18 protein-coding genes are annotated in these 21,389 nt (G+C 67.9%); 16 read left to right on the top strand and 2 right to left on the bottom strand.

Features of this window, described 5'->3' with window-relative positions; translation table 11 throughout:
* Positions 1 to 229: 229 nt before the first annotated feature.
* Complete coding sequence (locus H5407_RS12875) at positions 230 to 1,552, bottom strand: PLP-dependent aminotransferase family protein (RefSeq protein WP_183104854.1); 1,323 nt, start codon at positions 1,550 to 1,552, stop codon at positions 230 to 232.
* 84 nt (positions 1,553 to 1,636) lie between these two features.
* On the opposite strand from H5407_RS12875, the gene H5407_RS12870 reads away from it, so the two are divergent.
* The 16 genes from H5407_RS12870 (at position 1,637) to H5407_RS12795 (ending at position 20,497) form a co-directional block, all read left to right on the top strand.
* Positions 1,637 to 2,065 carry a VOC family protein gene (locus H5407_RS12870; RefSeq protein WP_183104853.1) on the top strand — a complete coding sequence of 143 codons (429 nt, stop codon included), beginning with the start codon at positions 1,637 to 1,639 and terminating at the stop codon, positions 2,063 to 2,065.
* Entirely contained in the window at positions 2,058 to 2,672 is a 615-nt protein-coding gene (locus H5407_RS12865) for a LysE family translocator (protein WP_183104852.1), read from the top strand. Before H5407_RS12870 ends, H5407_RS12865 begins: the two co-directional genes overlap by 8 nt.
* Positions 2,673 to 2,804: 132 nt before the next feature.
* Positions 2,805 to 3,836: a hypothetical protein gene (locus H5407_RS12860; protein WP_183104851.1), complete on the top strand. Its 1,032-nt coding sequence runs from the start codon at positions 2,805 to 2,807 to the stop codon at positions 3,834 to 3,836.
* A 103-nt stretch (positions 3,837 to 3,939) separates the two neighbouring features.
* A complete protein-coding gene (locus H5407_RS12855; RefSeq protein WP_183104850.1) occupies positions 3,940 to 4,788 on the top strand; it encodes an alpha/beta fold hydrolase in 849 nt (282 codons plus the stop codon).
* Between the two features lie 251 nt (positions 4,789 to 5,039).
* The gene (locus H5407_RS12850; RefSeq protein ID WP_183104849.1) at positions 5,040 to 6,110 is read left to right on the top strand and encodes an alpha/beta fold hydrolase; all 1,071 of its coding nucleotides are present in this window, start codon (positions 5,040 to 5,042) and stop codon (positions 6,108 to 6,110) included.
* 195 nt (positions 6,111 to 6,305) lie between these two features.
* The gene (locus H5407_RS12845; RefSeq protein WP_183104848.1) at positions 6,306 to 7,352 is read left to right on the top strand and encodes a LacI family DNA-binding transcriptional regulator; all 1,047 of its coding nucleotides are present in this window, start codon (positions 6,306 to 6,308) and stop codon (positions 7,350 to 7,352) included.
* A gap of 202 nt (positions 7,353 to 7,554) precedes the next feature.
* Positions 7,555 to 10,551: a TonB-dependent receptor gene (locus H5407_RS12840; protein ID WP_183104847.1), complete on the top strand. Its 2,997-nt coding sequence runs from the start codon at positions 7,555 to 7,557 to the stop codon at positions 10,549 to 10,551.
* 108 nt (positions 10,552 to 10,659) lie between these two features.
* The gene (locus H5407_RS12835; RefSeq protein WP_183104846.1) at positions 10,660 to 11,355 is read left to right on the top strand and encodes a SapC family protein; all 696 of its coding nucleotides are present in this window, start codon (positions 10,660 to 10,662) and stop codon (positions 11,353 to 11,355) included.
* Between the two features lie 9 nt (positions 11,356 to 11,364).
* Positions 11,365 to 12,378, top strand: coding sequence for a cupin-like domain-containing protein (locus tag H5407_RS12830; RefSeq protein WP_183104845.1), 1,014 nt, complete (start codon positions 11,365 to 11,367; stop codon positions 12,376 to 12,378).
* A 23-nt stretch (positions 12,379 to 12,401) separates the two neighbouring features.
* A complete protein-coding gene (locus tag H5407_RS12825; RefSeq protein WP_183104844.1) occupies positions 12,402 to 13,925 on the top strand; it encodes a tryptophan halogenase family protein in 1,524 nt (507 codons plus the stop codon).
* Positions 13,926 to 14,107: 182 nt separating this feature from the next.
* Positions 14,108 to 15,400 (top strand): ABC transporter substrate-binding protein, encoded by a 1,293-nt coding sequence (locus H5407_RS12820; RefSeq protein WP_310737648.1) that lies wholly within the window; start codon positions 14,108 to 14,110, stop codon positions 15,398 to 15,400.
* Positions 15,397 to 16,317: a carbohydrate ABC transporter permease gene (locus H5407_RS12815; RefSeq protein WP_183104843.1), complete on the top strand. Its 921-nt coding sequence runs from the start codon at positions 15,397 to 15,399 to the stop codon at positions 16,315 to 16,317. Before H5407_RS12820 ends, H5407_RS12815 begins: the two co-directional genes overlap by 4 nt.
* Positions 16,317 to 17,150, top strand: coding sequence for a carbohydrate ABC transporter permease (locus H5407_RS12810; RefSeq protein WP_183104842.1), 834 nt, complete (start codon positions 16,317 to 16,319; stop codon positions 17,148 to 17,150). The genes H5407_RS12815 and H5407_RS12810 overlap by 1 nt, the downstream gene beginning before the upstream one ends.
* A 44-nt stretch (positions 17,151 to 17,194) precedes the next feature.
* Positions 17,195 to 18,532, top strand: a complete 1,338-nt coding sequence (locus tag H5407_RS12805; protein WP_183104841.1) for a GH1 family beta-glucosidase — start codon at positions 17,195 to 17,197, stop codon at positions 18,530 to 18,532.
* Position 18,533: 1 nt separating this feature from the next.
* Positions 18,534 to 19,592, top strand: coding sequence for a sn-glycerol-3-phosphate ABC transporter ATP-binding protein UgpC (locus H5407_RS12800; protein WP_310737647.1), 1,059 nt, complete (start codon positions 18,534 to 18,536; stop codon positions 19,590 to 19,592).
* 176 nt (positions 19,593 to 19,768) lie between these two features.
* Complete coding sequence (locus H5407_RS12795) at positions 19,769 to 20,497, top strand: GGDEF domain-containing protein (RefSeq protein ID WP_183104839.1); 729 nt, start codon at positions 19,769 to 19,771, stop codon at positions 20,495 to 20,497.
* A 43-nt stretch (positions 20,498 to 20,540) separates the two neighbouring features.
* Here the strand turns inward: H5407_RS12795 and H5407_RS12790 are convergent.
* The coding region (locus H5407_RS12790) for a glycoside hydrolase family 16 protein (protein ID WP_310737646.1) at positions 20,541 to 21,389 on the bottom strand (849 nt) is incomplete at its 5' end.

The raw sequence follows: 21,389 nt of genomic DNA, 5'->3' as shown, positions 1-21,389 counted from the left end.
CTCCCACTTTACTAACCGACCGCCGCCAGGTCAAGGAAAATCAGAAAAAAGTTCAATGAAATCAATCACTTACAGTTGATTTCACCGACCAGCCGCAGAAAAAAAGTCCTTCAAAAATAAGGACTTGCGGATCGCACTAAAAGTGCTGGATGAACTGCAGACGCCTGGATTGGGGACTTTCCCGCGGTGGCAGGGGGCGTGCTGGCGCCGCCTGCCGGTGGCGCGCAACCTACCAGAGCACTTCGCGACGCACCTGCTGCAGCGCGGCGCGAAGCGCATCCAGGGGCAAGGACCCCAGAGCCAGGCGCAAGGCCTGGGGCCGCACGGGCCCGATTGCGAAAGGCTCGGCCGTCGTGACGATCAGGCCGCGCTGGGCCAGCCGTGCGGCTGCATCCTCTGCGCGCAAGGTCTCTGGCAACTCAAGCCACACGAAATAGGCCGCCTCATGCCCACGCAGCGCGCAACCGGCCAGGATCTCCCGCGCCAAGGCCTGGCGCTCGCGCGCATCCTGGCGCTTGACGGCCTCCAAGCGCACAACCTCGCCACTGCCCATCCACTGGCAGGCCAAGGCAATGGCCAGCGAGGAGGGATTCCAGATCGAGACACGGATCTGCCGCGCCAGCGCCTCGACCCGCCCCGAGGGGGCTGCGACAAAGCCGATCCTCAGGCCCGTGGCAATGCTCTTGGACAGGCCCGATACATAGATCGTGTTTTCCGGGGCCAGCGCATAAAGGGGCGGGGGCGCCGGATCGGCCAGAAAGGCATAGGCCGCATCCTCGATCAGGGTCAGCCCTTGCGCACGCGCAAGGGCCACGAGACTCCGCCGCTGCGCCAAGGACATCACCGAACCCAGCGGGTTGTGGATCGTCGGCATGCAGTAGTAGGCCCGCACCCTGGATCGAGCGCACAGCCGCTCCAACGCTGACAGGTCGGCACAGCCATCGGGCCTCATCGGCACGGGAACCAGATCAATGCGCTGCGCCTGGGCGGCGGCGCGCAGCCCTGGGTAGGTGAGGGCATCGGCCGCCACGGCGTCTCCGGGCTGGCAGCAGGCGGCCAGCGCCATGGCAATCCCGTGCTGAGCGCCATTGACGAACAGGACCTGCTCGGCGTCCAGCGCCAGGCCGCGCTCGCGCAGAAAACGTGCAGCGACTGTGCGCTGGTGCGGCGTCCCACCCGGCGGCATTGAGCGCATCAGCGCAGAGATGTCACCCGTCGCAGCAAGAGTGCGCAGACCGTGGCGCAACATTTCTTCCTGCCCCGGAACGGTCGGCGAGTTGAAGCTCAGGTCGATCGCTGGCGCAGAGGAAGGCGCCTGCACCAGGGCGTCGTTGCAGCCGGCCCCCTGATCGCGCACGAAAGTGCCGCGCCCCCGCTCACCAACGACCAGGCCCTTCTCCCGGAGAAAAGCATAGGCGCGCACCGCAGTCGCCAGCGCAACGCCCCACTCCCGGGCCTGCTGCCGCAAGGGCGGCAACTGAGCCCCCGGACGCAACTCCCCGCGTTCGATGCGCTCGAGGATCCGATTGGCCAAGTCTTGGGAGCCCTTCATGCAAAGTACCTATAACAATTCGTTGAATGTACTCGCTGGGCGATCTTAAGCTGTTTCCTCCGCTCTTCATGCACGGGTACGTTCATGTTCAGTCACATCACCGTCGGCAGCCACGACCTGCCGCGGTCGCTTCGGTTCTACGCCCCCTTGATGCACGCCCTGGGCTTCCAGCGGCGCCAAGTCCTGCCGGACGGTGGTTCGCCCGCCTTGTGCTGGGCAGCAGCCGCCCAGAGCCGCCCTCGCTTCTACGTCTATGAGCCCTATGACCAGCTGCCCGCCAGCGCGGGCAACGGTTGCATGGTCGCGTTCCAGGCCGCCGATCGCCACGCGGTCGATCGTGCCTATGCGCTGGGGCTGGCGGCGGGCGGCCGCTGCGAAGGCGCCCCCGGCTGGCGCCCGCAGTACGGTCCGGACTATTACGGGGCCTACCTGCGCGATCCCGATGGCAACAAGCTGCACCTGGTGACCTTCGCGAGCGCCGGCGTCCGCCCGCCGGGAGACTGCAATGCCTAGCCCCGAGACCCTTGCGCTGTTCAGCACGGCGGTACTGCTGCTGCTGCTCTCCCCTGGGCCCAACATGGCCTTCGTGCTGGTCCATGGCGTTCACTATGGCCGGCGAGGCGCGCTCCAGATCGCCTTCGGGATCGGCGTCGCCGACATCGTGCTGACCGTGCTGACCGCATCGGGCTTGGGCCTGTTCTTTGCCGAGACGCCGGCGGCACAGGGCGCCCTGCGCCTGTGCGGCGCCGCCTACTTGTTCCATCTGGCCTGGCGCGCCTTGACGCCGAAGGACTTGCCGGAAGTGGGCGGCGATTCACTCGTGGCGGCCCATGCCCTCTGGTGGCGCGCCTGCCTGAACAGCCTGCTCAATCCCAAGGCCGTGTTGTTCTTCGCGCTGTTCCTGCCGCAATTCCTGGAAGCCGGACGAGGCCCCGCGTCAGCCCAGTTGGTCGCGCTGGGCAGCTGGCTGACCGTGCTGAGCGTGCTGTTCCATGCCCTGCTGGGCGCTGCAGGCAGCCTGATGCGCCGATGGATTGCGCCGAACGGGCAGGGGCGCAAGAGCATGGCGCGCATCACGGCTCTCGTCTTATTCCTGCTCGGGCTGCGCCTGCTTGCCTAGGAGCAGCCGGATACCAGGCACCTGCCCCAGGCTTCGCCTGCGCCGCTGTTCGAGGGCGACTGAACGCCCGAGGCTCCCAGGTGCAGCACGGCGATCGCCCCCGCCGCACTGCGCCAACACCCAGGACATGAAATGAAACGACTACTGATCGCCTGCCTGTGCCTAATGCCCCTGACGTGGGCGACAGGCGCTCAAGAAGTCCCGCCCCCTGGCTCTTCGCTGAGCCTTCGGTTCCTGAGCATCGCGCAGGGCAAGAAAGCTCTGGTGGACGGTGAAGAAGCGACGTATTTTGAGCAGTTGCAAATGGGCGACCTGCGCGCGAAAGGCAAATTGCGCCTCGACAACGTAGCGCTGACCATGGCGCGCAGCCAGCTCCGGGAACGCTATGCGGAGGACGTCCGCGCCTTCACCCCGAGCGAGGAGGCAATGCTGCGGGATGTGATGTCGCGGCTGGCACCAAAAATCATCGGGAAAGCCCCGCTCATGGCCCGAACCCCCTTTTCGTTCATCAAGACGGGGTCCTGCGTGGAGGCAGGGATCCCACATACCCGGGGTGCCCATATCGTGCTCTCACAGACGGAGCTCGACGCCATGATGCGCATGTATCGCTGGGCTTGGACAAGCATTCTTGATCAGATGGCCGCCCCTTTGCTCGTCCATGAACAGGTCCATGTGCTTCAGCGCGCGCACCCACAACGTTTTGTCAGCCTGTACACGGAAATCCTTGGATTCCGGCATCTGGACACAGTTCCCGACCATCCGTGGCTGCTTGAACACCGTGTCGCCAATCCCGATGCACAGGATCTCGGCTGGATCTACAAAATCAACATCGGCGGAAAAGACCAGTGGATCCGGCCCGACCTGATGCTTCGCAAGCTCGATCAGCCGGACATGGCCAGCGACCTCCGAATCGTTGCCATTGAACTCAAGGAGAGCCATGGCAATTTCGTGGTCGCCCTGGATGAAAGAGGGCAAGCCCGCATTCAGGACTTGAACTCCATCGGTGAGTACCAAGACATTTTCCCCAACCGGCAGGAAAACTATCACCCGAACGAAATCGGCGCCGACCTGATCGCCGGCTGGATCAGCGGCCATGCGGAAGGCAATGCAGGCCATGCGCTGCGCAAAAGAATCGCCGAGTGGGGCTGGAAAAACCTGCAGTGACGCCAGCCCCCAGGGATTCCCGGCCCGCCCCCGGTATTCATCCATGGTGCCCTCAGGTTTGACATGCAGGCATCCTCCATCGCGCAACGAATCCCATCCCATCATGCCCACCCGCCCTTCCTTCATGCTGTCGCTCCTGGTCTGCCTGAGCTGCCTCACCGGCCTGGCCGGCTGCTCGACAGTGCAGCCCTCCGCCAGCACCACGCTCGCCTCAGGGAATGAGGTCAGCTACTTCTGGCGACACGGCTCAGGGCCTGTTGTCATCTTCCAGTCCGGCCTGGGCGATGACAAGAACGTCTGGGCTTCCGTCATTGAGAAACTGCCCGTTGCAACCCAGGTCCTCAGCTATGACAGGCCCGGGTATGGCGGCAGCCCACTCACCTCGGGTTCTCGTGACCCCTGCTCCATCGCAGACGAATTGCAGCAATTGATCCGGCGCCTGGGCCTGAACCCCCCCTTCATCCTGGTGGGGCATTCGCTGGGTGGGCTTTATCAATACAGCTACGCGCAGCGGCATCCGGAGGAGGTCATCGGTTTGGTCCTGATTGACCCGACACATCCAGACCATTTGGTAGAAATGAAACGGCAGGCGCCGGCACACGCGGCAATTCTCAGTGCACTCAGATACAGCCTGTTCACCCCGGCCATGCGCCAGGAATTTGATGGGCAGTCCACTTGCACCGCCCAATTGAAGGCGGAGAACGCGGTGAACAGGCCCCTTCACTTTCTATTCAGCGGCAGGTTCCGCATGGAAGAACAGGGGGCATTCGAAAGAATGGTCAGGGCCTTGCGTGCCCAATGGCTGTCCATGTCACCGAATGCTGAAGCAAGGGAAGTCGCCACCTCCGGTCATTACATTCAAAAGGAAGAGGCCGGCAGGGTTGCTGAGGCGATCAGTCAACTCCTGGCCAAGTCCAGGGCCGCCTCGGCCAAAGGCCAGGGCTCACTATGAGGTACGTCGTGGGAAATGCAGCGAAACGGATTCACCGGGTGGCAGGGGCAGTCGCCCGGCCATTGGGCGTATGGATTGCCTTCTTTGTCACTCTTTGGGTGAGCCAAGGGCGGTTCTCAGGAGCGCTGGCGCTGCTCCTGGCTTCAGCGCTGGCCTTCTGGATCTGGCGGCGGCGAATCGTGCAAATCCGTCCAGACGGATGGTCGGGCCTGCCGATGCGCATGCGGCTCCAGCGGTCTCTGACGCTGGCCATGACGCTCCTGCCTCTGTGGGTGCTGATGGTGCCGGCAGCCTCGCGGCACCTGCCGCCATTGCCCGAGGATCCGGCAGTCCAGCCGTGGCCGACCTCCGACGGCCGGTCGGTCGCGGTCTATCGCATCGCCCCCGATGCAGGCGTGCAGGATCGGCAGCAGGCGCTGGTGTTCGTCCATGGGGGCCCTGGCGCCTACATCCGCAACTTTGATCGCGACTTCTTCGCCGGCTTCGCCAGGGAGGGGTTCGAGGTCGTGCTCTACGACCAGTTCGGCAGCGGCCGCTCTCCACAGGGCGATGGGCGAGACTACACCCACGACGGCAACGTGGCCGACCTGCTGGCCATCCTCGACCGCATCGGCAAGCCCACGGTACTCGTCGGCCAATCCTATGGAGCCGCCATCGTGGCCTCCGCCCTGCAGAGCCCTCGCGCACGGAAGTGGGTCACCCAGGTGGTCCTGACCGAACCCGGGAAGTTGCCCGGGAGCACGCCCGGCCTCGATCCCGCATTGAACGAGAAGACCACGAGGGCGCCAGATGCCAGCGAAGCGCCGTCACTGGCGGTCCTGTCGTCCATGCTGGCGCCGCGCATGCTGGTCGGCACGCTGCTCCCGGCCGGCAACCTGTTCGTGCCCCAGGAAGAACTCATCAACCTTGCCAGCCCTGCCGTGCAACGCAACCTGATCTCCAGCGGCTACTGCCGGGGATCTGCCGATCAACTTGATCGCTTCCAGCCGCTGCGCTTCAATCCCGCCGCCAATATGGCTGTGGGCCGGTCGGCGACCAAGGCCCAACAGCCGACGCTGCGGGAAGCACTGAAAGCGCCGGTCCTGCTGATGCTGGGTGAGTGCAGCTACGTGCCTCGCGGCAGGGCCATGGCGTATTTCGATGCAATGCCCATCACCCGCGCTCAGTGGCTGCAGGGCGTGGGGCACATTCTTTGGGGAACGCCAAAGGGTCAGGCCCTCGTGCATGAGGCCATCGTCCGCTTCGTCGATGGCAAGCCTGCTGCACTGCCCAACGAACCCACCAGGGAATCGCGCGATCAGTTTGTCAGAGACGGTCGATAGGCCGGCCCGCGCCAATGGGGGCTCCCTGCGGGGTGAATCAGCCCAGTGTCCCAGCCCCTGGAGCCTGCTTGAAGGCATGAGCCCCGTCCTGCTCCCCCTTTGCGCGGCAGAGACCGGACGACTCGACAAGGACATCGGAGGCTGCCCTTACACTCGCCCCAACGTTCACGCAAACGCTTTCATACCGCTACGCCCATGGCTCGATCCCCCGCACCGCCCTCGGCCCGCAAGTCCGGTCCCGTCACGCTCGGCATGGTGGCCGAGGCCAGCGGCGTGTCGCCGAGCACGGTCTCCCGCATCCTCAACGGAACGGCGGTGGTGAGCGCGGAAAAGAAGGCGGCGGTGGACCGCGCCATCGCGGAGCTGGGCTTCGTGCCCAACCCCATCGCCCGCGGCCTGGCCGGCGGGCGCACGATGAGCATCGGCGTGATCACCCAGTTCATCGACAGCCCCTTCTTCGGCGTCGCCATGCGCGGCATCGAGGAAACGCTCAGCGAGGCGCACTACAGCGCCCTCTTCGTCAGCGGCCACTGGGACGTGGAGGTGGAGCAGCGCTGCATCGACACCCTCATGGGCCGCCGCGTGGACGGCATGATCATCCTCAACGGCCGGGTCGGCGACGCCGCCCTGCGCCAGTTGGCCAAGCAGGTGCCCACCGTAGTGACGGGGCGCAGCATCAAGGCGCCCAATGTCTACGCCATGGACTACGACCACCGCGAGGGCGCTCGCCTGGCCACCCAGCACCTGATCGCGCGGGGACACCGGGACATCGCCCACATCGGCGGCGACCAGAGCCATTCCGACGCCCGCGAGCGCCTGGCCGGCTACCAGGCCGCGCTGGAGGCGGCCGGCATCCCCTTCCGCCCCGCCCTGGTGGAATGCGGCAACTACCTGGAAGAAGGCGGCCGCCAGGCCGCCGAGCGCCTGCTGGCCAGCCCGCAGCGCTTCACCGCCCTGTTTGCCGCCAATGACCAGATGGCCATGGGCGCCGCCGTGGCCCTGCACAAGGCCGGCCTGCGCGTGCCGCAGGACGTCTCGCTGGTGGGCTTCGACGACCTGGCGCTGGCCATGCACATGACGCCGCCGCTCACCACGGTGCACCAGGCCAGCCTGGAACTGGGCCGCCTCACCGCCCAGGCCCTGCTGGAAATGCTGGCCGGCGGCAAGCCCACCCTGAAGCTGCCCGAGCCCCGCCTCGTGGAGCGCGATTCCGTGGCCGCCCTGGCCCGTGGCGGCCGCTGAAGGCGCCGTCAGAAATCGGTTTCATCCCGCAGCTGGCGGCTCCGCGGGCCGCTGTTGCTTTGCTGCAGGGCAATGCATTCATATTAGGGTGATGCCTAGGTCACACCGCTTGGTGGCTGGCGCTACTATTTGAAAGCGCTTTCAATGCAGCAGGGTTCCAAGCGCCCCTGCTGCCACACCAATACCACCAGGAGACAGACCCATGACTTGCACCTCGCGCCGCCGCCCGCTCTTGCCCTTGAGCCGGCTGGCCGCCGCCTGCGCCGTCCTCATCGCCCCCACCCTGCAGGCCCAGCAGGCCGCGCCCGCCAAGAAGGACGAGGGCGCGCAGCTGGACACCGTCGTGATCACCGGCATCCGCAAGAGCCTGGACAGCTCCCTGGACCTCAAGCGCAAGGCGCAGGGCGTCGTGGATGGCATCGTGGCCGAGGACATCGGCAAGTTCCCGGACACCAACCTGGCCGAGTCCATGCAGCGCATCGCCGGCGTGTCCATCGACCGCGCCAATGGCGAGGGCTCGCGGGTGACGGTGCGCGGCGTGGGCCCCGACTTCAACCTGGTGCTGCTCAACGGCCGCCAGATGCCGGCCGCCAACCTGGCTGACACCACCGCCTCCAACGCTCGCTCCTTCGACTTCGCCAACCTCGCCTCCGAAGGCGTGGCGGCTCTGGAGGTCTACAAGACCGGGCGCTCGGAAAACCCCACCGGCGGCATCGGTGCCACCATCAACATCAAGACGGCCCGGCCGCTGGACAACCCCAAGACCGTGGCGAGCTTCGGCGCCAAGCTGGTCAGCGACGATTCCAACAAGCGCCTGCCCGGCGTGATCGCCGGCTCGCAGACCACGCCGGAGCTCTCGGGCATCTACAGCCAGGTCTTCGCCGACGGCACCTTCGGCATTGCCCTGTCCGGCAGCCTGCAGAAGCGCAACTCCGGCTACAACCAGGCCGGCGTGCCCAATGGCTGGTACAGCAAGCCCGGCAACCTGGCCAATGCCAATGACTGGACGGCCCTGCCCCTGCCCACCGAGCCCGGCGCCAGCAAGATCACCAACCGGCCCAAGCTGACCGACCTGTACGAGGTGCCCCAAAACCTCATGTACAGCATGAACGGCATCGAGCGCACGCGGACCAACGGCCAGTTGGTGCTGCAGTACCGTCCGCTCAAGGACCTGACGCTGACCCTGGACAAGACCTATTCCGAGAACAAGATCCACACCAAGCGCAGTGAGCTTTCGGCCTGGTTCAACTTCGCCTACGACAAGACCACCTGGGCGGACGGCCCCATCGCCTCGCCCCTGATCTTCTCGGAGCTCTACACGAACGGCCCGGCCGACGTGGCCATGGGCGGCGCCTACTTCGGCACCAAGAACAAGAACGACTCCACCGGCTTCAACGCCGCCTGGCGCGCCTCGGAGCGCCTGAAGCTGGAGTTCGACGCACACCACTCCGTCGCCACCGCCGGCGCCGACAGCCCCTACGGCACCAACAACGCCCTGGGCGTGTCCATGCAGAACCGCGCCAGCGACCGCGTGGACTTCTCGGGCAAGTTCCCGGTGCTCAGCATCGGCCTGTCCGGCAATCCGGCGGACAGCGCCAGCCTCATGCAGGTCACGGGCTCGTCCTTCCGCAACGCCTATATGCGCAATGCCATCGACCAGGCGCAGATCAAGGGCAAGTACACCCTGTCGGATGCGTCCAACCTGGACTTCGGCGTGGGCCTGACCAAGGTGAACAACCGCACCGCCTTTGCCAACGTACAGCAGAACGACTGGGGCGGCCACAACAAGCCCAGCGACTACGCCGATACCCTCTGGCAGGCGGACACCATCCAGCAGTACTTCAGCCGCGCCATGGGCTCGGCGGACCGCACGGGCATGGTCAACAACTTCTTCGTCTGGGACTTCAGCGCCGTGCGCGACGCCGCCGTGAAGGCCGACGGCAGCGACAAGTGGTTCAAGGCCACCGACAACTTCGACGACGACCGCCGCACCCAGGAGCGCAGCACGAGCGCCTTCCTGCAGTACAGCACCGACTTCGACTGGGGCGTGCCCATGAGCGCCGCCCTGGGCCTGCGCTACGAGCGCACCAAGGTCGATTCCCAGGCCCTGGTGCCCATCGCCACAGGCATCCAGTGGGTCTCGGCCAACGAGTTCGCCATCCTCAAGGGCGCACCGGGCTTTACCAGCCTCTCCGGCAAGTACAGCTACCTGCTGCCCAGCATCGACTGGGAGGCCGAGCTGACGAGCCAATGGAAGGTGCGCGCCAGCTTCGGAGAATCCATCGGCCGCCCGGGCTGGGACAAGATCCAGGGCGGACAGACGCTCACCGAGTACCGCGCCGGTGGCGGCTCGGGCAACCAGGGCAATCCAGGCCTCAAGCCTCTGCTGTCCAAGAACTTCGACTTCTCGGCCGAGTACTACTACGCCAAGAGCAGCTACGCCGCGATCGGCATCTTCCGCAAGAACATCAGCAACTACATCGGCACCAGCGTGGTCCCGATGACGCCCTTCAGCCTCACTTCGCCCATCAATGGCGCGCTGTTCAAGGAAGCGGCCACGGCCTGCGGCGGCGCAGACCTGACCTGCGTGCGCAACTACCTGCTCAACACCTACAACGGCCGCAACGGCATCGTGAAGACCGGCGTGGACGGCTCGGGCAACGCCCTGGGCACCATCGCGGGCCAGGCGGGCGATCCGATGGCGGTGTTCAACATCAGCGTGCCCACCAACCAGCGCAACGACCACATCAATGGCCTGGAGCTCAACGTGCAGCATGCCTTCGGCCGCAGCGGCTTCGGGCTGGCCGCCAACTACACCTATGTGCGCTCGGGCCTGAAGTTCCAGAACGAGGACCTGAAGGACCAGAACGCGCTGGTGGGCCTGAGCAACTCCGCCAACCTGGTGGGCTTCTACGAGGACGACCGCTACAGCGTGCGCATGGCCTACAACTGGCGCGGCGAGTTCCTCAACAGCACCAATGCGGCGGTGAACGGCGGCTCCGGCCCGTCCTACACCGAGCCCTATGGCCAGTGGGACCTGAGCATCGGCTACAAGTACAGCCCGCGTTTGAGCTTCCAGTTCGAGGCGATCAACCTGAACGATGGCGTGATCCGCACGCATGGCCGCACCCACCTGGAGGTGCAGTCGGTGACGCAGACCGGCCGGCGCTTCATGGTCGGGGCGCGCTACACCTACTGAGCGCCGCGCCTGGGGGGCGCCGACGCGCGCCCCTCGCTCAGGGATCCTGCCCTTCCCGGCGGGATCCCTGTCTCCCTACCATCGGTCCACGCCAGCCTCGGATCCGCCATGCGCCCCGCCCTGCTCGACAACATCAGCCACCAGGCCCTGCGCCTGGATCCCGCGCCCTCGCGCGCCCTGGGCGATGACCTGCCGGTCGTGCCCACGGTGCCGGCGGAGTTCCGCCTGCTGCAGGCCTGCTTTCCCATCGTCTTCCAGGCCGGCACCGGGGAGCTGCCCTTCCAGCCCGTGGCCCTCATGAGCCTCAGCGGCGCCGGCAACCTCTTCCTGGGCCCGCAGGGCTGGGAAGCGCCGCATCTGCCCTGGGCGCTGGAGCGCCAGCCCTTGATGGTGGGCCGGGATGCCTCGCAATGGGTCGTGCACATCGACCTCGACAGCCCCCGTCTGAGCGAGCAGACGGGCGAACCCCTCTTCCTGCCCCAGGGCGGCCTCTCGCCGCTGCTGGAGCATCGCGTCAGCGTGCTGCAGGCCCTGCACGACGGGCTGCAGACCCTGCCCGCCTTCATCGACGCGCTGCTGCAACTCGAGCTGCTCGAGCCCATGGCCCTGGACCTGCCGCTGCCCGGTGGCGGCACGCGCCGCATCGGCGGCTTCCATGTGATCCACGAGGAGCGCCTGGACGCCCTGCCCGGCGCCGTGGTGGCCGACCTTCACGAGCGCGGCTACTGGCTGCCGCTGGCGATGGCCGTGGCCTCCTTGTCGCGCTTCGGCGAGCTGGTGCAGCGCGAGCAGCGCCTGGCCTGAAGGACGGGCATGCCAGCGACGCGTGAGCTGCCCTGCCCCCCGGGCCAGGTTCCCGCCACGCTGACGGGCAGCGGGCCGGACAGCGAGCAGCCCTGCGTGCTGCGTGGCCTGGTCTCGCACTGGCCCCTGGTTCAGGCCGCGCGTCGAGGCCCGCACGAGGCCGCCGCCCTGCTGCGCCGTCATTGGCAAGGGGCGACGGTGGGCGTCTATCAGATGGCGCCGGAGACCGGCGGCCGCATCGCCTATACACCCGATTTCCAGGGCTTCAACTTCAGCCGTGCCCTGCTGCCCTTCGGTGCCGTGCTGGACCAGCTGATCGCCGCGCTGGACGCGCCGGCGCCGTCCACCGTCTACATGGGATCGACCACAGTCGAGACCTGCCTGCCTGGCCTGCTGGCGGACCATCCGCTCGCCATCGAGGCCGAGGAGCCCCCCTTGGTGAGCCTGTGGCTGGGCAACCGGGTCACCGTGCCGGCCCACCAGGACTGGCCGGCCAACATCGCCTGCTGCGTCAGCGGCCGCCGCCGCTTCACGCTCTATCCGCCCGACGCTGTGGGCGAGCTCTACATCGGCCCCCTGGACCTCACGCCCGCCGGCCAGCCCATCAGCCTGGTCGATGCTGCCGCACCGGACCTGCAGCGCTTTCCCCGCTACGCCGCGGCGCAGGCGCGCGCGCAGGAGGTGACGCTGGAGGCTGGCGACGCGCTCTACATCCCCAGCCAGTGGTGGCACCAGGTCCAGGCCCTGGACCCCTTCAGCGGCCTCATCAACTACTGGTGGCGCCGCACGCCCGCGTGGCAGGATTCACCCATGAACGCCCTGTGGCTGGCCCTGGCCACCGTGCGCGACCTGCCGCCGGCCGAACGCGCGGCCTGGCGGGCGCTTTTCGACCATTACGTCTTCGAGGCCGACGACCAGACGGCCGCCCATCTGCCGCCGCACGCCCGCGGCCTGCTGGGCGCGCTGGACGAGACCGCCCACCGCCGTCTGCGCGCCCTGCTGCTCAACAAGCTCAACCGATGAGCGACCATTCCACGAGGTTCCCCATGACACCCTTCCACACTTCGCAAGCCGTGCGCCGCGTCGTCATCGCCGGGGGCGGCACCGCCGGCTGGATGGTCGCAGCCCTCATGGGCAAGCTGCTCGGGAAGCAGCTGCAGATCCGCCTGGTGGAGTCCGAGGAGATCGGCACCGTGGGCGTGGGCGAGGCCACCATCCCGGCCCTGCATGCCTACCACGAGCTGATGGGCATCAACGAAGCCGAGTTCATGGCCGCCACCCAGGCCACCTTCAAGCTGGGCATCCAGTTCGAGGGCTGGAAGACGCCGGGCGAGTCCTACATCCACGCCTTCGGCCGCACTGGCCAGGACCACTGGAGCGCCGGCTTCCAGCACTTCTGGCTCAAGGGCCGCCAGCAAGGCCTGGCCCGGCCCTATGGCGAGTACTGCCTGGAGCTGCGCGCCGCCGAAGCCCTGCGCTTCGCCCACCTGCCGCGCAACGGCCTGAACTACGCCTACCACCTGGATGCCTCGCGCTATGCCCGCTTCCTGCGCCAGATCGCCGAGCAGCACGGCGTGCAGCGCATCGAGGGCAAGATTGCCGCCGTGCTCGCGGACGGCCCCGACGGCGCCTTGAGCGCCCTGCGTATGCAGGACGGCAGCCTCGTCGAGGGCGAGCTCTTCATCGACTGCACGGGCTTCCGCTCCCTGCTCCTGGGCGAAACCCTGGGCGTGGCCTACGAGGACTGGTCCCACTGGCTGCCCTGCGACCGCGCCGTGGCCGTGCAGACCGCCGCCGTGCGCGAAGCCCCGCCCTACACCCGCTCCATCGCCCACGACTTCGGCTGGCAGTGGCGCATCCCCCTGCAGCACCGCGTGGGCAACGGCCTGGTCTACAGCAGCCGGCTGCTGGCCGATGCCGATGCGCCGGAGATGCTGCGCCAGCACGTGGAAGGCGAACTGCTGATCCAACCGCGCGTGCTGCGCTTCACGCCGGGCCAGCGCCTGCGCACCTGGGAGAAGAATTGCATCGCCGTGGGCCTCTCGAGCGGCTTCATCGAACCGCTGGAGTCCACCAGCATCCACCTGATCCAGCGCGCCGCCATCCGCCTGCTGCAGATGTTCCCGGCCGGCGGCATCCAGGCCTGCGACATCGAGGAATTCAATCGCCAGACCCAGAAGGACCTGGAGCACATCCGTGACTTCATCGTCCTGCACTACCACCTCAATGCCCGCGAGGGCTCGGCGCTGTGGACGCATTGCCGCGAGATGACCGTGCCGGCCAGCCTGCGCCACCGCCTTGATCTCTTCGCGCAGACGGGCCGTGTGTTCCGGCCCGCGGACGAACTCTTTGCCGAGAACTCCTGGATCCAGGTCATGCTGGGCCAGGGTCTGACGCCCCAGGCCTACCACCCGGTGGCCGACCTGATGGGCGAGTCCGAGCTGCGGCAGTTCCTGGGCGGCCTGCACGAGCAGGTGGCGCACACGGTGCAGTCGCTGCCGCCCCACGAGGCCTATGTGCGGCGCTTCTGTGCAGCTGCCCATGCCAAGGCCGGCCATGCCATGGCCTGAGCCTGGACAAGGCGCAGGCCATGGGGCCAGCGCCATTGACATCGGCACCTGGCTTCCCTATAGTTTGAAAGCGCTTTCATGTTCAATGGGAACGCCCCACTGAATTGACCGCGCGGCCTTCCGGCCCACGATACCCAGGCGCCCTGCGGCGCCCGGGAACAAGACACAAGACGAGAGACAACGTGGACGCACAGCGCGTGGACGCACAAGCGATCGATGGACAGCGGCGGGCCGGCCTCGGCCTGGCCTTGGGGCTGGGCCTGTGGGCCGGGGCCGGCCGAGCGGCGGCCCCGCAGCGGCTGACGGTCGCGGCCTATCCCAAGCTGGACGCCATCGTCCGCGCCGCCGTGCCGGCCTGGACGGCGCGCCACCCCGGCGTGGAGGTAGAGGTCGTCAGCCGCGAAATGAACGACCACCACGCGGCCATGATCACCGCCCTCTCCACCGGCAGCCATCTGCCGGACCTGATGGCGCTGGAGGTGGGCTATGTTGGGCGATTCGCCCAGGGGCGCGGCCTCTACGACCTGCGCCAGGCGCCCTGCCAGGCGGACCGCCTGCGCGAGCGCTTCGTGCCCTACACCTGGGGCCAGGCCAGCAACCGCCGCGGCGAGATCGTGGCCCTGCCCTCGGACATCGGCCCCGGCACTCTGCTCTACCGCCATGACCTGCTCAGCCGAGCCGGCCTGCAGGCCGCGGACCTCAACGGCAGCTGGGCCGGCTACGTGGCCGCAGGCCGCGAACTCCGCCGTCGCACCGGCGCCTACCTGCTGGCCCATGCGCGGGACATGAAGGACATCCTCATCCGCACCGGCGTCGCGCCCGGCGAGGGCCTCTACTTCAGCGAGGACAACCGCGTGCTGGTCGCCGGCCCGCGCTTCCAGCGCGCCTTCGAGCTGGCCCGCCAGGTGCGCAGCGAAGGCCTGGACGCCAAGGTCTACAACTGGTCCAGCGACTGGACCGAGGGCTTCCGCCGCGGCCTGATCGCCACCCAGATGATCGGCGCCTGGCTGGTGGGCTTCATGGGCTCCTGGCTGGCGCCCAAGACCCGCGGCCTGTGGCGCGCGGCCCAGCTGCCCGAAGGCGCCTTCGCGGCCTATGGCGGCAGCTTCTACGCCCTGCCGGCCAAGAGCGACCCGGCCCGCCGGGCCCTGGCCTGGGACTTCATGCAAGACCTGACCCTCAACAAGACCCTGCTGCTGGACGCCTTCCAGACGCACGACATCTTCCCCGCCCTGGTCGATACCTTCGAGGACCCCTTCTTCGACGAGCCGGTGGCCTTCCTCGGCGGCCAGCGCGCCCGCCACCTGTGGCGCGAGGCCGCGCGGCGGATCACGCCCGTGGCCGTGCACCGTCAGGACGCCTTCGCCGACGAGGTGATCAACACTGAGCTGGACAAGGTCCTGACGCGCGGCAAGGACATCGCAAGCGCCCTGGGCGATGCCGAGCGCCTGCTGCAGACGAGGGCCCAGCGATGAAGCGACTGCGCATCCGCCCCTCCGGCGCACCCTATCTGTTCCTCGCGCCCTTCCTGCTGCTCTTCGCCGTCTTCGGCCTCTTCCCGCTGCTGTTCTCGCTGTGGCTGGCGCTGAACCGCTGGGAACCCACCAGCGGCCTCTCGGCCATGGAATGGGTGGGCTTGGAGAACTTCGCCTTCGCGCTGCAGGACGCCTGGTTCTGGAAGTCCCTGGGCAACACCGTGTGGCTGGGCGTGGCCAGCGCCGTGCCGCAGCACCTGGTGGCTCTGCCCCTGGCCTGCGGTCTGCAGACCCTGGGCCAGCGCTGGCGCAATGCGCTGATGGGGGCCTACTTCCTGCCCTACATCACCTCCACGGTGGCCATCGCCATCCTGTTCAGCGCCCTGTTCTCGACGGACTACGGGCTCATCAACAGCGGCCTGTCCACCCTGCGCCAGGCGCCCGGCCTGGGCCTGCTGCTGCCCGCGCAGGCCATCGACTGGCTCAACGACCCCGACCGCCTGCGCCCCGCCATCGCCCTGGTCGTGTTCTGGCGCTACGTGGGCTTCCACACCGTGCTCTACCTCGCCGCCCTGCAGACCATCCCCAAGGACCTGTACGAGGCCGCGACCATGGACGGCGCCGGCCCCTGGCAGCGATTCCTGCACATCACCCTGCCGGGCCTGCGCAGCATGATGCTCTTCGGCTTCACCCTCTCGGTGGTGGGCAGCCTGCAACTCTTCGAGGAGCCCTTCGTGCTGACCAACGGCCGCGGCGGCAATGACCAGGCCGGCATGAGCAGCGCGGTCTACCTCTACCGCCTGGCCTTCGACTTCAACGACTTCGGCGCGGCGGCGGCCATGTCGTGGCTGCTGTTCGCGGTCCTCGCGGCGGCCACGGCGGCCCTGCACCGCGCCTTTGGCAAGGAGCGTGCGTGATGACCATCCGCCCTTCCGTGCAGACCTCGCGCTGGCTGGCCTACGCCCTCGTCGCGGCAGGCGCCCTGCTGATGCTGGCGCCGTTCTACGTGATGTTCGTCTTCGCCACGCAGTCGCGGACCGACATCTTCAGCGTCCCCCCTCCCCTGTGGTTCGGCGATGACCTGCTGGCCAATCTGCGCCTGCTGGGCGAGCGCATCCCCTTCTGGCGCAGCGTGGGCTGGAGCCTCTACGTGGCGCTGATGTCCACAGCCCTGACGCTGCTCTTCTGCGCCATGGGCGGCTATGCCTTCGCCATGTTCGAGTTCCGCTTCAAGCGCCCGCTCTTTGCGCTGGTGCTGGGCACCATGCTGCTGCCCAGTTTCATGAGCATGATTCCCAGCTTCATGGTGATGGACCTGCTGGGCTGGATCGACGAGCCGCGGGCCCTCTACCTGCCCGGCGCGGCCAACGCCTTCGGCATCTTCCTGATGCGCCAGTACGTGCGCAGCGCCGTGCCCCGGGAGCTGATCGAGGCCGCCCGCATGGACGGCTGCGGCGAGTTCGGCCTCTTCGTGCGCATCGTGCTGCCCCTGCTCAAGCCGGCCCTGGGCACGCTCGGGCTCATCAGCTTCATCGGCAGCTGGAACAACTTCGTAGGCCCGCTGATCGTGCTGCGCAGCCCTGAGCACTTCACCCTGCCCCTGGCCCTGCGCCTGCTGCAGAACCCGGTGGACACCGAATGGGGCGCGCTCATCGCCGGCGCGGCCGTGGCCACCTTGCCCCTGATTGCCCTCTTCATGCTGGCCTCACGCCAATTGATCGCCGGCCTGACCGCCGGTGCCGTCAAGTGAGCCGGACTCTTCCGACACCCGCCCTTCCTTCGCTCACCCGACCCATGACCGACCCGACCACCGCCCTGCACTTCCCGCCCGACTTCGTCTGGGGCGTCTCCACCAGCGCCTTCCAGATCGAGGGTGCCGCTGATGTTGACGGCAAGGGCCCCAGCATCTGGGACAGCTTCTGCCGCCAGCCCGGTGCCATTGCCGACGCGAGCGACGGCCGCGTGGCCTGCGAGCACTACCAGCGCTGGGCCGATGACCTCGACCTGATCCAGAGCCTGGGCGTCAATGCCTACCGTTTCAGCGTGAGCTGGCCGCGCGTGCAAGCCACCGGCCAGGGCGCATGGAACGAGGCCGGCCTGGCCTTCTACGATCGCCTGGTGGACGGCATGCTGGCCCGCGGCCTCCAGCCTCACCTGACCCTCAACCACTGGGACCTGCCCCAGGCCCTGCAGGACCGCGGCGGCTGGGCCAACCGTGAGACGGTGGACCATTTCGTCGAATACGCCCTGGGCATCCAGCGCCGCCTGGGCGACCGCCTGGCCTCGCTGTGCACGCACAACGAACCCTGGGTCGTCGCGGTGCTCGGGCACCAGAACGGCGTCTTCGCCCCGGGGCTCAAGGACGAGGCCCTGGCCCTGCAGGTCTCGCACCATCTGCTGCTGAGCCATGGCCGGGCGCTGAAGGCCCTGCGTGCCGCGGGTGCGAAGGAGAAGCTGGGCATCGTGCTCAACCTCGCGCCTACCCATCCCGCGACACCCTCCGCCGCGGACAAAGCTCGGGCCGTGCTGGAAGACGGCCGCCTGCTGCGCTGGTACATGGACCCGCTGTGCCAGGGCCGCTACCCGGTCGATCTCTGGCTGGACCTGGGCGGGAAGGCCCCGAAGATGCACGATGGCGACCTCGCCGAGATCCGCCAGCCCCTGGACTTCCTGGGCGTCAACTACTACTCCCGCTCGGTGCAGAGCGCCGACAAGCCCTGGGACCCCAAGGCCGCGGGCAAGGAGGTCAGCGAGATGGGCTGGGAGGTCTACCCCGAGGGCCTGACCGAGCTGCTGCTGCGCCTGCACCGCGACTACCCGCAGGTGCCCAGCCTGTGGGTCACCGAGAACGGCGGCGCCTTCCCCGACCCCTGGATCGATGGCCGCGTGCAGGACGAGGCCCGCACCCGCTACCTGCAGCGCCACATCGCCGCCGTGCATGCGGCCAAGCTGGAGGGCGTGCCGGTCGATGCCTACATGGTCTGGAGCCTGCTGGACAATTTCGAGTGGTCCTCGGGCTATGCCAAGCGCTTCGGCATCGTGCACGTGGACTACGAGACCCAGCAGCGCACCCCCAAGGACAGCGCCCGCTGGTACCGCCAGTTCCTGGCCGCGCAATCCAAGGGAGCCTGAGGTGGCACGACTGAGCCTGCAAGGCATCCACAAGCGCTACGGCGAGCAGGACGTCATCCGCGGCATCGACCTGGAGGTCGAGGACGGCGAGTTCCTGGTCTTCGTCGGCCCCTCGGGCTGCGGCAAGAGCACCACGCTGCGCATGATCGCGGGCCTGGAGGACATCTCCGAAGGCACGCTGCTGATCGACGGCCAGCGCGCCAACGAGCTGCCGCCCGCCGAGCGCGGCGCTGCCATGGTGTTTCAGAGCTACGCCCTGTACCCGCACATGAGCGTGGCCGAGAACATGGGCTTCGCCCTCAAGATGGCCGGCGTGCCCAGAGCCGAGCGCGAGGCCCAGGTCCGCAAAACGGCCGAAACCCTCAAGCTCACCGCCCTGCTGGACCGTCGCCCGGCCCAGCTCTCGGGCGGCCAGCGCCAGCGCGTGGCCATCGGCCGCGCCATCGTGCGCAAGCCCAAGGTCTTTCTCTTCGACGAGCCGCTGTCCAACCTGGACGCGGCGCTGCGCCTGGAGATGCGCATCGAGCTGGCCCGCCTGCACCGCGCGCTTGGCGCCACCATGATCTACGTGACCCACGACCAAACCGAGGCCATGACCCTGGGCGACCGCATCGCCGTCTTCCACCAAGGCCGCATCGAGCAGCTGGGGACGCCGCTGGCGCTGTATGAGGACCCGGCCACCGAGTTCGTGGCAGGCTTCATCGGCTCGCCCGCGATCAATCTCGTGGACCGCCCCGCCGGCAGCGCCAGCCCCGCCCACCAGGCCCTGTGGTCCCGCTGGGCCGCGGCCCTGCCCGCTGACGCCCGGCGCCTGGGCGTGCGCCCCGAGCACCTGCAGCTGGCCCCCGCCGGCGAGGGCGTGCCGGCGCAACTGGACTTCGCCGAACACCTGGGCGATACCCACTTGCTCTATGCGCGCGTCGAAGGCCTGGAGAAAGCCCTGACCCTCAAGCTCAACGGCGCAGTGCCGGCCCTGCAGCCGGGTGACCGCATCGGGCTGGACGCTTCGCCGCTGCGGGCGCTGGGATTTGATGGGGAAGGAGCGCGTGTGCGGGGCTGACCCGGGGCGCCCAGCCCGTCTCTAAGCATGCGCCCCTGCCACGACCATGGGCCAAGGGCGTATGCTTAGGGACGGGATGTCGTGGGCGCCAGTGCCGGAAGGGCCTGCATGCAGCCGATGGAGCGCAGGCGGCAATTCAGGTTAGGCTCGATCCCGCCAATCAAGGAGTGGGACTCATGACTGCCCGCGATGGCATCCCCGCCGAACAGCGCCGCTTGCGCGCGCTGCGCCGGAAGATCGCCGAGGCCGAAGCCACACTGCTCGCGCTGCAGGCGTCAATCGATGCCGCACGCGGCAACGCAGGGCGTGAGGTCATTCGCGGCATGGCCGCCGAGAACCAGCGTCTGACGGCCGCCAACCTGGTCGCCCACCAGGCCACCGCCACCGCCTATGCGGCGCTGGAGAAGGCGGTCCATGCCTCGCGCACGGACCCTTTGACCGGCCTGCTGAACCGCCTGGCCTTGTGGGACCGCCTGGAGCACGATCTCAATCTGGCACGGCGCAATGGCTCCATGCTGGTCGTCTGCTTCGTTGACGTCGATAACTTCAAGCAGGTCAACGACACCCTGGGCCACGCAGTGGGCGACCAGCTGCTCCAAGGCATTGCCCGGACCCTGGTCGGTACCGTTCGCGCCAGTGACACCGTCTGCAGGCTGGGCGGCGACGAATTCGTGGTGTTTGCCCCGATCAGCACGCGGGAGGACGGCATCCAACTGGCCGCAAAGATCACCCAGGCCGTCAGCCGGCTGCGTATGCCGGCCTCATGCGAGCTGGCTGCCTCCGTGAGCGTGGGGGTCAGCAGCTATCCTCATGATGGAAACACCGTCGGCGCCCTGCTGGGCAAGGCGGATGAAGCGATGTACCGGGTCAAGAAGGCAAGGCCGGACGCTGCCTCTCTGGACTAGGCGTAGGGCATGGGCGGTTACGGGCCTTCCCGGCCCGCCCCACTCAGGGCTGGCGCTGGTAGACCCTCACATACTCGATCTCGTAGCTCAGCGGGAAGATGCTGTCGTCCACCGCGCCGCCCAGATCGCCACCGATGGCGAGGTTGAGGATGAGGAACTGCGGCGCGTCGAAAGGCCACTGGGCCGGGCCCGTGCCGAGGTTGTCGTAGCGGGCATGCTCGACGCCGTCCACGCCGAAGCGTAGACCCTGGGGCGTCCACAGCATCTGGTAGTCGTGGAAGGCACTGCAGGCCGTGGGCAGCTGCACGGCCCCGCCCTTGCCCTGCCCGCCCGAGCCGCTGCTGGTGTGCACGGTGCTGAAGACTTTCGCCGGCTCGCGGCCGACCTGCTCCATGATGTCCAGCTCGCCTTGCGCGGGCCAACTCCCCTGGGCGCCAAGCATCCAGATGGCCGGCCAGCTGCCGCGGCCGCAAGGCAGCCGGGCGCGGACCTCGAAGAAACCGTAGGTCCACTGGGCCTTGCCGGCCGTGAGCAGGCGGGCCGAGCTGTAGCGCTGGCCGCCCCAGTCGGGCTGCTCGGTGCGGCTCTCCAGCCGCGCGGTGATCACCAGGCGCCCACCCCGGACTTCGCTGTTCTCCAGGCGCGCGGCGCTGTAGTACTGCAGCTCGTGGTTGAACCAGCCGCTGGCATTGCGTCCGGTGTCATAGGACCAGCGCCGCGGATCGGGCAGGCCGGGCTGATCGAACTCGTCGGACCAGACCAGCACGTGGTCGGCGGGGCGGCTCAGCGCCGTGGGCGTGGGCGTGGGCGTAGGCGTGGGCGTAGGTGCCGGGCTGGGCGCTGGCGCTGGCGCAGGCGCAGGCGTGGCAGCCGGGGCGCCGCCGACCACGTG

The sequence above is a fragment of the Mitsuaria sp. WAJ17 genome, assembly GCF_014174515.1.
Classification (GTDB): Bacteria; Pseudomonadota; Gammaproteobacteria; order Burkholderiales; family Burkholderiaceae_C; genus Roseateles_B.
This window is presented reverse-complemented; position numbering and strand designations above follow the sequence as displayed.